Here is a 14,045-nt window from a genome sequence, read left to right on the forward strand (position 1 = left end):
GACATGTGTCACCTTTTCATTCAATAGTATTTTATGGGCACCTGTAAGAATCAGGTTTTCATAGGTTCCCTTATATGATGAAGGGGAAAACGTCATTTCATCAAGCAGATTTCACGACGGACCCATAAAAAAAAACAGGGGCGTGCAACAACACGCCCCTGCAATAGGAAATATGTCATGCAAGATTATTTCGCATAATCTATAATTCGCGTTTCACGGATCAGGGTAACCCTGACAATTCCGGGATACTTCAGCTCCGATTCAATTTTCAAAGCGATCTCCCTGGCCATCTGTTCGGCCCGGTCATCGGTGACAAGAGTATTATCGACGAGAACGCGGAGTTCGCGGCCCGCCTGAATGGCGAAACATTTATCGACTCCCTTGAATCCCGATGCTATGGCCTCAAGATTCTCCAGCCGCTTGAGGTATGTCTCCAGCGATTCGCGACGGGCCCCCGGCCTTGATGCAGAAATGGCATCGGCAACCTGTACGAGGACAGCCTCAAATGTTTCCTGTTCCCTGTCGTTATGGTGGGAAGCGATGACATTGACGCACTTGTCCGATTCACCGAACTTCTTTGCCATTTCAGCACCCACGAGAGCGTGGGCCCCTTCTCCTTCAACGACGCTTCCCTTTCCTATATCATGCAGGAGACCGGCTCTTTTGGCCAGCTGCACATCCAGGCCCAGCTCTCCAGCCATGATGCCGGCAAGATTTGCCACGTCCTTGCTGTGCTGCAGAACGTTCTGTCCGTAACTGGTACGGTATTTCAGTTTGCCAATGTGATACATGGCTTCCCTGCTCATCCCGGGTATGCCCAGTTCATAAGAGGCCTTTTCCCCTTCCTCGAGCATGGACTCTTCTATCTCGTTGGTTACTTTATTAACCACCTCTTCTATCCGCGCCGGATGAATTCTTCCATTCTGAATCAGGCGTTCAAGAGAGATGCGGGCGATTTCCCTTCGAACAGGATCAAAGCCCGATATAACAACCACTTCAGGCGTGTCATCAATAATCATATCCACACCGGTGAGGTTCTCCAGGGTTCTGATATTGCGGCCTTCCCTGCCTATGATCCGTCCTTTCATCTCGTCGGACGGGAGAGAAACCGTTGTCACCGTGCACTCAGAAGTATGCTCCGAGGCATTCCTCTGTATGGCCGACACAATGATCTCTTTTGCCTTTTTCTCCGCAGTTCTTTTCGCTTCTTCTTCTATCTTGTTAATGAGTTTTGTGGCCTCAAATTTTACTTCGTTCTCCAGGTTTTTCAGAAGAAGATTCTTGGCCTCGTCGGCAGTCATGCCGGAAATTCTTTCAAGTTCCCTGTTATATCTTTCGAATTCCTTCCGGAGTTCTGTTTCCTTTTCAGTATTTTCCTGTTCTTTGATCTGTACTTGCTTTTCCTGTTTTTCCAGCTGTTCAATCCGCTTATCAATCGACTCTTCCTTCTGCACCAGGCGCTTCTCGGAGTTAGTCAATTCCTGACGACGCTCCCTTATTTCCTTCTCGAGAAGGTTTTTTTCCTTCAACAGTTGGTCTTTTGCCTCAATAAGCAGTTCTTTACGCTTATTCTCAGCCTCTTTCAGCGCGTCCTGAATAATCCTGCGAGACTTGGCTTCAGAAGAATTGAGTTTTATCTTTCCAATATATGCACGAGCGGCATATCCCAATACACCAGCTACAGGGAGAGCACAAATCAGAATTATTGTCACCATAGCAAACCCCCTTTAACGGAAATCATCCCTGACATTTCTGTCCAAACCTGGCAGCGGACAGAAGCCTCATGTTGTTTCCGGCTTTCGATTTAAATCTTAAAAATCGTTCATTGAATACACCGACTCCACAGACAGGAGGCAGTTACTCAACCAGGATTAGTTTGAAAATTTTTGTTGAATTCTGTCTGATACGAATTGGGGGACCAGGGCAGATGTATCACCGTGATAACTGGCAACTTCCTTTACTAAGCGCGATGATATGATAGAGGTTTCTTCTCTTGATATCATAAAAATAGTATCGAGTTCCGGGGCCAGCTTTCTGTTAACCGCAGCAATAGGATTTTCGTATTCAAAATCGCTCACTGAACGCAATCCCCTTATAATAAAGGAGACATTCCTTTCCCTGCAATAATCAACTACGAGCCCGTTAAAGGATACTATTTCGATAAAATCACTCTCATCCTTGCAACAGTATTCAATCATCTCTATCCTTTCTTTTACAGAAAACAGAGAGTGTTTTTCACTGTTCTTAGCAATCGCGATTATCAGTTTATCACATATATTCTTCGATCTCTTAATAATATCGAGATGCCCATAAGTCAAAGGATCAAAAGATCCCGGATAAATTCCAATCCGCATATATTCAAAACTACTCCTAAATCGGTTATTATAATTAATTAAGATTTAATGTCAAGTAGATTACCGCATAATATAGAATTTACAAAGACAAATTTAGTGTTGCAAGTGGCGCTTACAGCTTTATATTAGCGTTTTTATGTAAATTTTAAAAATCCGCGATTCATGGTTGCCAATAAAGAGAATTATATGTATATTCAGTTCGATATTTATAAAATTGATAAATTATCAAATTACAAACAATTTACCAGGAGAAAACCATGGAATTCTCAAGACCCATAACAGAAATCATACAGGAGAGGACCTCCTGCAGGACCTACGAACCATGCCAACTGGACCCCGCATCCCTGGCGGCAATACAGTCACGGTGCGCCGGCCCTGTCACGGTGCCCTGGGGCAGCGCAGTCCGCTTTCAACTGCAAGCAGCCACCGATGAAGACAGCAGATCTCTGAAGGGCCTTGGAACTTATGGCATCATAAAAGACCCGGCCGGTTATATTATCGGTGCCGTCGGCCCCGGTGCGGGAAACCTTGAAGATTACGGGTATGCCATGGAACACCTCATCCTCCACGCAACGGACAGGGGACTTGGCACCTGCTGGCTTGGCGGTACCTTTTCACGGAGCGGTTTTGCCCGCAAAATATCCGCAGATAAAAATGAAGTCGTCCCTGCCGTGGCTGCCATAGGAGTAAAAATGGACAGGCGCACCATGAGGGACAATCTCTCACGCGGCGCCGCCGGTTCGGACCGCCGCATGCCCTGGCACGAACTTTTTTTCTCAGACGATTTCTCCACTCCCCTTTCTCCCGACAAAGCCGACGCTTACACTCAGGTCCTGGAAATGGTACGCCGCGCCCCGTCGGCGTCCAACAAGCAGCCCTGGCGCATCGTGAAAGACGGCAACAGCGATATATACCATCTGTACCTGAAAAGAACAAAGAGCTACGGACGAACCCTGAAAATACTCTCCCTGGCCGATCTGCAGCGCGTCGACATGGGTATTGCCATGTGCCACTTTCAGTTGACGGCCGCCGAAGCAGGGCTGGACGGTACATGGACCAAAGAGAACCCGTCCCTGTCCATTCCCGATGCTACATACAGCTACTCGACAACCTGGTCGGGAAAATAAAACTGCCGGGAGCGGGCGGCGGTCCATATAGCACTTGACTTCACCGGATAATTGCATGAAAAATGTTTCCATGATTCGAATGCATATCCTCGTATTGATACCGATCCTGGCCATGGCCTGTTCATCATACAGCAGGCAGTTCAGCGAAGAGGAATGGAAGAAAAAGGTTCAGGATACGGATACAGAAAAGCTTTACGAAAACAATTACCGGGACGGCCATTACGAAAATCCCTGGCTTCCCTGGCAGGATAAAAGCGTCGGTGAATTCCTGGAATGGGTAACGGCGAAAAAACCCCGTTTCACCGAACATGAAAAAAACTATCTTCCCGCCGTGATCCCTCATGCGCTGTCAAGAATCATGTCGCTGCCGGAGCAGACCAATTTCATTATGTGGATCGGCCACAATTCTTTTCTCATCAGGATCAACGGGGTGTACTGGCTCATCGACCCCATCCTGAGCGGGCGTTCCTTCTGGACAAAACGGAAAACCCCGCCGGCCGTCACGGCTGCTGAACTGCGCAGACTACCGGGCTCCCTTAACATCATCATCACCCACAACCACTATGATCACCTGGACAGGGAAACCATCAAAGAACTGCCCGCATCGGTGAGGATATTCGCCCCCCTGGGACTCCGGCCCTTTTTTGAAGACCTGGGCAGGCAGGATATCACCGAAATGAACTGGTGGCAATCCCATGACTGCGGCGGCGGCATCGGGCTCCACTGCCTCCCCGCCCAGCACTGGTCGCGCCGCGTCACCACGGGAACCAACAGGACGCTCTGGGCAAGCTTCATCCTGGAAAGCCCTGAATGCACCGTGTACATCGCCGGCGACAGCGGATATTTCAAAGGATTTGAAGTAATCGGAAAAAATTTCCCGAACATAGATTACGCCCTCATGCCCGTCACAGCATACCAGCCCCGATGGTTCATGCACTACGCCCACATGGATATTGACGAAACACTCAGGGCCTTTGATGAACTGGGCGCACGTAACTTCATCCCCGCCCACTGGGGAACCTTCAGTTTCGGCTATGAACCGGCGGGTTACCCCGTCCTGGAATTGAAGGAAAAAATCACGGCGCGTAAGCTCGACCGATCACGCTTCCTCATCATAAGCATCGGTGAAATTATCACCCTTCCCGGCAAAAACGCCCCTTGATTATTAATCTTGACGATGCCTGCCCATTATTCCCGCCATTGTGGCAATATTTTACTTTCTGAACAGAAAACCTGTCTTCAGCATTCTGCCTTATGAAAATATTTACGGGCCCGTTAATGTTTTACTTGCTTTTTTTCATATAATCAATAATAAACACAGTATTATTAAAACTACACCCTAAAATGAATATCGCCTTTTCTATCACAGACAACGACAGTATCGTTACAGGAGAAAAAGATGCAGATCAACACTACTGATACCGGCAGTCCCCTGCTGCTTAAAAATTTCAGGGACAGCTTCTATCTCACCTGGCTCTTCGTGGGAATCGGGCTTCTGGCCCTGTTTCTCTTTATCCTGCTGGCGCAGGTGATGCCAAAAAAAAGTTACTTTTTCTATTTTTTCCAGAATGTAGGAATATTTCTTTCCTTCACATCGCTGCTTCTCGCCTTTGCCGGCGTTTACATGATAACCACGTCACCGGAAAATGCGGCATCAATACGAAAAAACGCCACCAGGGCCACATTCCGTAAAAGCCCGTATATCCTGGGCATCTCGCTGGCCATGGTTTTCACGATAATGCTGGTGCTCTTTATTGAAGTGGGAATATCCTCTGTTGGCCATATCCCCTATGCGGGCCCGGTGATAATGACGCTCCTCACAGTGCCCATCTTCGCTGTTAACTTTTTTCTCATGCTTACCAGCATATGCGTCTTTGCCGTATTCCCTCCACTGGTGAGCGAAGCAGAGAGCCTGAAGGGTATCCTGTTGGAACTGAAGATTTCCATAAAAGAGCGATGGCTCAATGTCCTGGTTTACCTGATTATCTCGCTCTCACTGCTCTTCCTCAGTCTCCTTATAATCTATTACCTGGTGAGATATGCCGGCGGACTTACCAAATCGGTGCAGTGGAAAGTGGAAATGGCCTATCCGAAAGTCATCAAGTTTTTTACCATGGAATCCCTCTTCACCGACATCATCAACAGCATAACACCCAGGTCCGATTCGGCTGCGGCCCTTAAAACATACGGCCCGGAAATATTCGACTATCTCAGTATACTGCGCTATCTCATCAGCGCCTCGTATCTTGTCATTTTTTCATTCATCATATCATTCCCCCTGGCCGTTTACTTCAATATATCATCCATGTTTTTTGGAAAAGTAAAAGGGCGATAGGAGGGCTTGATGAAATCGATTCGCGAATACCTGACCTTTAACACGAAATCAAGGCGGGAATTCATCAATATCACACGTGAGGTGGAAGGCGTTCTGCAAAAGAGCGGGATCCAGGAAGGACTGTGCCTGGTAAACGCCATGCACATTACAGCATCGGTATACGTTAATGATGCTGAAAGCGGACTCATCCAGGATTTTGATGATTTTCTCGAGGGCCTTGCCCCCCATGAACCCATCAGCCGTTACCGTCATAACCGGACCGGGGAGGACAACGGCGACGCCCACATCAAGCGAACCATCATGGGACGCGAGGTGGTGGTAGCCGTGACTGATGGAAAACTCGATTTCGGTCCCTGGGAGCAGATCTTTTACGCCGAATTCGACGGCCGGCGTCCCAAAAGGGTGATGGTCAAGATAATCGGCGAATGACAATTATGAGACTCGTTGACGCGCACTGCCATCTGGAGAGCGACTTTTTCATTCACGATCTGGACGGCATCATCGCCGGTGCGCGGAAAGCCGGCATTGTCCGCCTCATCACCGCATCCATAACGCCCGACCAGTGGTCCGTCTCAACCGCCATTGCACGGCGCTTCACCGAGGTTGAGTGCGCCCTGGGAGTCCATCCCTGGTACGTCCGTGCAGAACATCTACGGCGGCTCCATGAGCTGACCACGGCCCGCGAACAGGGTGCCGTGGCTATCGGGGAAATCGGCCTGGACAGCAAAACCAATTCCGACAACTTCGCCCTCCAGGTCGAGGCCTTTGAAAGACAACTTGCCATAGCCTGCGCCATAGACCTTCCCGTGGTCATACACTGCCGCGGGGCCTTTCAGGAGCTCCACGGTTTATTAAAAACAATCGGGGTTCCCCCTGCCGGGGCCCTCATCCACTCCTTCAACGGAAGTGCGGAACTGGCCGGGCAATTCATGAAGCTGGGAGTGAGCTTTTCCCTGGGCGGCATCCTTACCTACCGGGACAGCAAAAAAAGGGAAAAACTCATGAAAACCATATATCCCCGGCATTTTCTCCTGGAGACTGACAGCCCGGACATACCCCCCATTGAGGCCAGGAACGATCCAGGGGCGCCTAACGTTCCGGAAAATATACTATACAATCTCAGAGCCGCGGCAGAAATTCTCGGCGAATCAGAGGAAGATGTAGCGGAAAATACCACGAAAAATGCCGTCCGTATTTTCGGACTGAAATTATAAGGAAACTCACATGGACCAGTCAAGAACAGCCATCATAACCGGTGAAGAAGGAGTGCAGAAACTGCATAATGCCACGGTTGCCATTTTCGGCGTCGGCGGCGTGGGCGGATACGCCCTGGAGGCTATTGCGCGCTCAGGGGTGGGTACTATTCATATTTTTGATTATGACACGGTCACGCCGTCCAACATCAACCGACAGATCATTGCCATGGAATCATCCATGGGCAGAACTAAATGCAGCGTGGCCCGGGAACGGATGCTGGATATCAATCCCCGGCTTTCCCTCTTCACCCATGAAACACGCCTCACCCCGGAAAACATGGAAGAACTGGTGGCGGGCCGGTTTCCCTTTGCCATCGATGCCATTGACGACGTACCGGCAAAAATAGCTCTGCTGGAAACACTTCTGCACGACGGCAGCCGATTTATTTCCTCCATGGGAGCCGGTAACCGTCTTGATCCGGCAAGAATCAGGGTAACCGATATCGGTAAAACATCAAACTGTCCGCTGGCTCGTTCAATCAGGAAAAAACTGAGGGAGAGAGGCATTACGGAAGGGATTCGCTGCATATATTCCGATGAAACTCCAGTGAAACACGATACACGAAGCACTGATACAACCGTGGGAAGCATCTCGTATCTGCCGGGCCTCTTCGGCCTCACCGCGGCAGGCGTCATCATCAATGACATCCTTAAGGGATGAGGCCCCTGCCGACCCCGCTCATATACCCAGCATTAGCTTCGCCGCGGTAAAATATATGATAACACCGCCCATATCCACGACCGTGGCGAGCAATGGACTGGAGACCAGGGCCGGGTCGACTTTCAGTCTCGTGGCTATTATGGGGATGATGCCGCCGAATATTGTGGACCATACCACCTGCAGGGATAGAGCAACGGCTATGACCATGGCTATATCAACAAGCGTGAAGCGGGGATCAATTCCCGTGTGCGAGAAGAGATATACCCGCGCGAAGGTCATAAGTCCCAGGCACAGGGCCAGCATGGAGCTGATCAGAAATTCCTTTTTTATCACTTTTACGAGATCCCTGGGATGGAGCTCATTTAATGTAAGTGAACGAAGCACCACTGTTGCAGACTGGGACCCCGTATTTCCCCCTGCCGCGTTGAGCAGCGGCATGTAAAAGGTCAGGATGAGCAGCGTCTTCAACGTATCCTGGAAAGACTCGATGATGAGCCCGGTAAAAAGGCCGAACACGGCCAGGATGACAACCCAGAAAGCTCTCTTGCGGAAATGGACATACGAGGGAACCTCCAGGTAGGGTTTCTCCTCGACACCGCCGCTGATGGCCATGAGTTTTTCCATGTCCTCCGTGTGCTCCTCACGGATAATATCAATGGCGTCGTCGTAGGTTATAATTCCCACAAGCCTCTCACTGCGGTCTATGATTGGAAGCGCAATAAGGTCATATTCCTCGATAAGGTTTGCCGTGTTCTCCTGGTCATCATCGGTGAAGGCGTAAATAATGTCCTTTTTCATGATGTTTTTAATCTTCTGCCGGGGCTGAGACAGAATTATCTTTTCCAGCGAAACGAAGCCTATGAGTTTGCCTACATCGTCGATTACATAGATATAATAGATGGTTTCCCTTGAGGGGGCCGTTTTTCTTATCTTCCTGACAGCCGCCTCAACGGTATCACTTTCAGTGAGCGTGGCATAGTCCGTGGTCATGATCGAACCGGCCGTCTCCTCGCGGTACGAGGTGAGTTTCAGGATATCGGCCCTGTCAGGAATGGGCAGGTAAAGCATGAGCCTGTCCGCAACGTCTTTTTCCAGGTGCTGAAAGAGGTCTGCACGTTTATCCGACGAGAGTTCCTGCAGCAGTTCGGTTACATTTTTCCGCATACTGCTCGTTACAAGTTTAACCTGGACATCAATGTCGAGATATACAAAGATATCAACCCGATGAAAAATATCCACCAGTTTCAGCAGCCGCCAGATTTCATCGGGATTCATGAGAGCGAGATATTCGGCGCTTTCCTTCGGATGGCTCTCCTCCATGAAGGATTTCAATACCTTGAATTTTTTCTTTTTGAGCAGATCTCTTAATTCCGGGATGAGAATGGGATTTTTCATAATGGATTCCCGATTTCCTGAAGTGTTGTCTGTTAATGAATTGAACCGGCCGACTGCCGAAAAGTTCGTTTATGGGCACCTCTAAAAATAAGGTTTTTCATTAACAATAAAATGGAAAAACTTTCTTTTTCCATCGTTTGTGCCCACGAGGGAACATCCAAATAATGATTTATAGAGGTTCCCTTATGTTTGCGAAGCCGTTGATCCATGTCAACCATTTTATAATCATACCGGCGATTCCTGCAGATGGGGGAAGGAATTAATACCGGGATAAAGCGGTATATATATATATATATATTGCGTGCTGAACAAGGACCGCAGCAGCGGCCACTGTTCAGCACGTATAAGTAAATTTCTTTATTTCACAGCGGATTTCAAAAAATCGGACATGTTCTCCTCGGCATCTTTAAGAGATTTAAAGTATGCTTCAGCGATAAACATGATTGAATTGTAGAAATTTTCAAGGTTCGGCACGAGGAATTCCCTCTTCAGTTCGCTTCTCACGGGAAATGCCGTGGTGTTCTTGACATCTCCCAGTTTTTTGTTTTCCATCAGGACCTTTCCCTTGAAGCGGTGGGTGAAAAGTATATCATCGGTGCCTTCCGTCGTGGGCGATGGATCCACGATTATAACCTCGTTCATCTCATCGGTATTGAAATATTTTTCATATATCCTCGATTCGATTTTGGAAATCGTCTGACCATTGGTATAAATTTTGATCCCTTTGACACGCGTACCCACGATGTCGGGAGAACTGGCTATATTCCCCTTGTAGATATTGCTCCTGATGAAGACATGCGTTTCAATGTCAATGGAATCCTTGTCGAGATGATATTCCGTCTGGTAGGGAAGTATACGAATATCTTTAGTGTTTAAAAGATTGTATTTTTTTATGGCGTTTTCAATCTTCTTGTTCAATTCAACGATCTCCCTGTCCAGTTCCTTTTCCTGGTTGTCCAGGTTATCCGATGACAGTTTATACTGTTTATCCTGATTCTCCTGTGCGGCCAGATGATATCCCACCGAAACAACCATAATGGCAATAACAGTCATTGACAGAAGCCTTTTCATCATTTCCTCCAAACACGCTTTCATTAATTTTCAACAGATATGCGGGGATTCCTGAAAATTTTCAGAGTGATGTCCCCTTACAGGCCCAGGATTTAATAAAACCGGTATTGAATTTTTCCAAATTCCGATTTTTTAAAGTGCCCATAAAAACATTACAATATAAAATAAAATTTATTATAAATCAATTCTTTTTCGGAAATACAATCTATTTATAGGCACCTTTTAAAATCAGGTTTTTCCAACGCTTGTGCCCACAAGGCAACATCCAAAATCTAATTTTAATATGTCTCCATTATATTTTAACTCATTGTATAGTTTTTGCATATAATCATCTCAAAAATGTCATACCCTGAAAAAAATCATAGGCACATGGACAAAAAGTATTTGAAATGCTGTTGACATCAATACATGTGCACAACATACTCAATGCAAGGATCAATGATATGTATAATGTGCTGGTAGTGGATTTTTCTCCATACAGGGACGACATCACCTCTCTTTTCAGAAACAATGGCTACGAGGTTGCCGTATGCGAAAATGCCTTTGAAGCCATGTCAAAGCTGAGGGCCTATGATTTTGATCTGGTGGTCTCCGAGGTCGAGCTACCCGGAGATAACGCTTTTGACCTGTATAACTATCTGAATAAAAACTACCCCTATATCCCGGCCATCATGACTACGGATAAAAGTATTGACGCCTTCTTTGATAAAATCTTCAACGAGGGTATCGGCAATGTCTTAAAAAAACCCCTGAAGGAATCAGAGGTTCTTAATCTCTCGCAGAAACTTATCACCAAGAACAACATATTCAATATCACCAATTACCTGAAAGACGCCGTGGATACAAAAAGAATCCGGATACAGGGATCACGGCAGATTCAGAAGGCCATAGCTGCCGTGATACGACAGATAAACGAATGGGGTTTTCCCATTGCCAATAAAATGGCTCTTACCCTGGTACTCAATGAACTGGCGATTAATGCCGTATATCACTCCCACGGACTGACCCTTGAAAAGGAGGAGCGGCGGCCCGTCCAGCTCGGAGAAAACGAATATGTGGATATCCATTTTTCACACAATAACGGGGAATATGCCATTTCCATCACCGATTATAAGGGCTGCCTGTCGAAGATGAAGATACTTGACAGCATAAACAGGGTTATTGTTCAGGAGAATCTCATCACCAAGGCCTCTGAGACCGGCGAGGATATCAGCGATTTTGTTACCGAGACAGGACGGGGCATTGACCTGGTGAGAAAGCTTTCCGGTGAATATTATTTCATCATCAAAAAAGACGTTAAGACCGAAATCATCCTTATCTTTTCCAGGGAGGGGGCCGCGGCGCCAAAAATGCAGAATAACTCCTCACTGAAAATAATCGAGGACAACAGCGAGACGTGACCGCCGCACAAATTATGAGCGATCATTCAGATCAACGGGCATTCCTCATACGACCGTTTCCACAAAATGCCATGCTTACACATTTGTAAAGCCCTTCATCCTGTGCTTCATATCCTCCGCCGAGACTGACAGTTTCTCCGACACCTCCGACACCTCAATGGCTCCCGAGGCGATCGTTTGCGTCAGATGATTGATATTGGAAATGGAATGCGCTACCTCGGCTATAGCACGCATCTGCTCAGTGGTTGACGTTCTGATTTCCTCGGATTTATGTTTCAGATCCGAGGCTTTTTCATCAACAGTCAGGTTGATGGATACCTGTTGACGCATAATCTCTTCTATTTCCGCCATCCGGGCCAGGATCGCTTTAATATTATTCATATTCTCGCCGATGACGGAGACCGTCTCGCCGACATTAGTCATACCGGTGCCCACGTCCCTTTCAGTAGCATTTATAAGCTGAAAAATCTCCTTGAGGCTTTCCCCCGTCCTGTCTGAAAGCTTCGATATCTCGTCGGCAACAACAGCGAAACCTCTCCCGGCTTCTCCCGCCCGTGCAGCCTCAATGGCAGCGTTAAGCGAGAGGAGGCGTATCTTGTCTGAAATGTCATCAATTACATCAACAATCTGAGTCATTTTTTTTGAACTTTCACTGATGGCGCCCATGGTCTCGTTCATCCTGGAAAGCGATTCCTCACCGGACTTCGACTTGTTCCGCGTCTCCTCGGAGAGACGAGTCGTATCCTCAATACGCTTCTTCATGGCGTCAATGGACTCGGACAACTGTGCGATACTCTGTATAAACACTGTGACGCTGTCGAACTGCATTTCGACGTTTTTATCGACCAGCTCCATGCTCGCCGTTACCTCCTCTATCGATGATGTGATCTCCTCCACGGCTGCCGCCTGGCTCTGCGTGTTTTCCGAAAAGAGATCCATCATGTCTGCCAGCCTGACCGAGGTCTGTGCCAGGCCGTCCGACACATCGGTTGTCGACGACATGAGGTCCCTGATTGTAAAATACTGCCTGCCGGTTTTTTCAGAAAGCTGTTCGGCTGTTTTCAGTGCACGGGCGTTCCAGCGGGCAATTATGACAGACTGGCTGAATACAAAAGCAGCAAGCCCGTAATGTGCGAGTATTGGTGTGGAAATGATTCGCTGGTTAGCAAGAATGTCGTTTGCGACTGTAAGAAAGAAGATGAAGCCGCCGGCAAGGGCAATCCACGGGGATGTTCTCTTTTCCTTCAGCCCTATCGCAGCCAGACGCACTACAAGGTAGATAAAGGCGATGGGGGTAATAAGGTTAAAATAGGTCATGCCCTGCGTAAAATAGAATTCGGGAATGAACACCGTCAGGGAAAAAATAGTACTAATGGCGATAATTGCAAAAAATACAACCCGATGAAAAAGCCCTGGGAACAGGCGATCAAAAAACAGAGCGAAGGAGGCAACACCGGAAAAATAGGTGAGATATTCGAGCCTGATCAGCACACCGTAGCTGTGAAGGCCGGGGAGCATGCTTTCAAAGTACCTGCCGGTGATTATCGTTCGCATTGTTATAGTGATACAGAAAACAGCAAACCACAGTGGAGCCTTTTCCGCAGGACGAAGCAGGAACAAAAAAATGTGATACAGAGCGAAAATGAATATGATCCCAACGATGAAAAAGTCCGCCACGGTGCTTTTCAGCGTATGGCTTTCAATTGAATGCGCCATACCCAGAAGCGGAGCATGGGAAGGCCCGCCACGGCTGTGAGAGTAATTACTTACCTGAAAATAGAGGTCTGCTTCGTCCGACGGAGGCAGCATGCCTCGCGAGGATAGATACTGAGGCACAGAGGTTTCATCCGTTTCCCCGACCGTACCTCCCGAAATGATTTTTTCCAATACACCGGACTTTCTGTCATGGTAGTATACAGCATATGATGTCTTGGCCTCTTTAAGAAAGATCACAAGCGGTTCTTTCTGCGCAGCTGTCCCGGGAGGCAACAATAACCTGAGACGGAAGGTCACGTAACCGCGGCTCTCGAGTTTCAAGCCGTTTTTAATGACATACCCCTTCCATTTTCCCGGTATATGGAAATAACCGTCGGGTACTATGCTTGTACCAATGCCTTCTTCCGCACCGGTGAGAAGCTTCCCCCAGTACATCTCCCACGGTCCTTCAAGACTGACGGTCCCGTTCTTTTCAAAATCCCAACCTCGCAGATTGAGAATGCCATCGCGGATATCCGGCTGTCGGGAAACGGCATACGCCGCAGGAGAGATCAGCAGACAGAACACAATGACGATCGATTTTTTCATATGGATGCCTCTCATACTCACCTGCTATTTATTGCAGTCTTACTGCTCCTTCGGAATGTGCCCTTAGATACTGCTTATATTATGTATCGGTATACAGGAAGTATAATATAAACGGTATCAAATTAAAGCATTTTTGTGTACA

12 protein-coding genes are annotated in these 14,045 nt (G+C 47.7%); 7 read left to right on the forward strand and 5 right to left on the reverse strand.

All coding sequences use genetic code 11. The features are described 5' to 3' along the window. Window positions 1-185: 185 nt before the first annotated feature. Both rny and CVV44_14575 read right to left on the reverse strand, forming a co-directional pair. Window positions 186-1,715 (reverse strand): ribonuclease Y, encoded by a 1,530-nt coding sequence (gene rny, locus CVV44_14570; GenBank protein PKL37568.1) that lies wholly within the window; start codon window positions 1,713-1,715, stop codon window positions 186-188. 156 nt (window positions 1,716-1,871) lie between these two features. Then, window positions 1,872-2,354 carry a pantetheine-phosphate adenylyltransferase gene (locus tag CVV44_14575; GenBank protein PKL37569.1) on the reverse strand — a complete coding sequence of 161 codons (483 nt, stop codon included), beginning with the start codon at window positions 2,352-2,354 and terminating at the stop codon, window positions 1,872-1,874. A 257-nt stretch (window positions 2,355-2,611) separates the two neighbouring features. On the opposite strand from CVV44_14575, the gene CVV44_14580 reads away from it, so the two are divergent. The 6 genes from CVV44_14580 (at window position 2,612) to CVV44_14605 (ending at window position 7,733) form a co-directional block, all read left to right on the forward strand. Further along, the gene (locus CVV44_14580) at window positions 2,612-3,481 is read left to right on the forward strand and encodes a nitroreductase (GenBank protein ID PKL37570.1); all 870 of its coding nucleotides are present in this window, start codon (window positions 2,612-2,614) and stop codon (window positions 3,479-3,481) included. A 55-nt stretch (window positions 3,482-3,536) separates the two neighbouring features. Continuing rightward, the gene (locus CVV44_14585) at window positions 3,537-4,643 is read left to right on the forward strand and encodes a hypothetical protein (GenBank protein ID PKL37571.1); all 1,107 of its coding nucleotides are present in this window, start codon (window positions 3,537-3,539) and stop codon (window positions 4,641-4,643) included. Between the two features lie 237 nt (window positions 4,644-4,880). Further along, a complete protein-coding gene (locus CVV44_14590) occupies window positions 4,881-5,816 on the forward strand; it encodes a hypothetical protein (protein ID PKL37572.1) in 936 nt (311 codons plus the stop codon). Window positions 5,817-5,825: 9 nt separating this feature from the next. Then, entirely contained in the window at window positions 5,826-6,245 is a 420-nt protein-coding gene (locus CVV44_14595) for a secondary thiamine-phosphate synthase enzyme (protein ID PKL37573.1), read from the forward strand. Beyond that, entirely contained in the window at window positions 6,242-7,030 is a 789-nt protein-coding gene (locus CVV44_14600) for a hypothetical protein (GenBank protein PKL37574.1), read from the forward strand. Before CVV44_14595 ends, CVV44_14600 begins: the two co-directional genes overlap by 4 nt. Window positions 7,031-7,040: 10 nt before the next feature. Then, on the forward strand, window positions 7,041-7,733 hold the full coding sequence (locus CVV44_14605; protein ID PKL37575.1) for a tRNA cyclic N6-threonylcarbamoyladenosine(37) synthase TcdA: 693 nt from the start codon (window positions 7,041-7,043) through the stop codon (window positions 7,731-7,733). 18 nt (window positions 7,734-7,751) lie between these two features. Here CVV44_14605 and mgtE read toward each other — a convergent pair whose 3' ends face one another. Both mgtE and CVV44_14615 read right to left on the reverse strand, forming a co-directional pair. Further along, window positions 7,752-9,128, reverse strand: a complete 1,377-nt coding sequence (gene mgtE / locus CVV44_14610; protein ID PKL37576.1) for a magnesium transporter — start codon at window positions 9,126-9,128, stop codon at window positions 7,752-7,754. 357 nt (window positions 9,129-9,485) lie between these two features. Then, entirely contained in the window at window positions 9,486-10,223 is a 738-nt protein-coding gene (locus CVV44_14615) for a hypothetical protein (GenBank protein PKL37577.1), read from the reverse strand. Between the two features lie 365 nt (window positions 10,224-10,588). On the opposite strand from CVV44_14615, the gene CVV44_14620 reads away from it, so the two are divergent. Continuing rightward, the gene (locus CVV44_14620; protein PKL37578.1) at window positions 10,589-11,599 is read left to right on the forward strand and encodes a hypothetical protein; all 1,011 of its coding nucleotides are present in this window, start codon (window positions 10,589-10,591) and stop codon (window positions 11,597-11,599) included. 75 nt (window positions 11,600-11,674) lie between these two features. Here the strand turns inward: CVV44_14620 and CVV44_14625 are convergent, their stop codons facing one another. After that, entirely contained in the window at window positions 11,675-13,918 is a 2,244-nt protein-coding gene (locus CVV44_14625) for a hypothetical protein (GenBank protein ID PKL37579.1), read from the reverse strand. Between the last annotated feature and the right edge of the window lie 127 nt (window positions 13,919-14,045).

Source organism: Spirochaetae bacterium HGW-Spirochaetae-1 (genome assembly GCA_002839375.1).
Taxonomy (GTDB): Bacteria; Spirochaetota; UBA4802; order UBA4802; family UBA5550; genus PGXY01.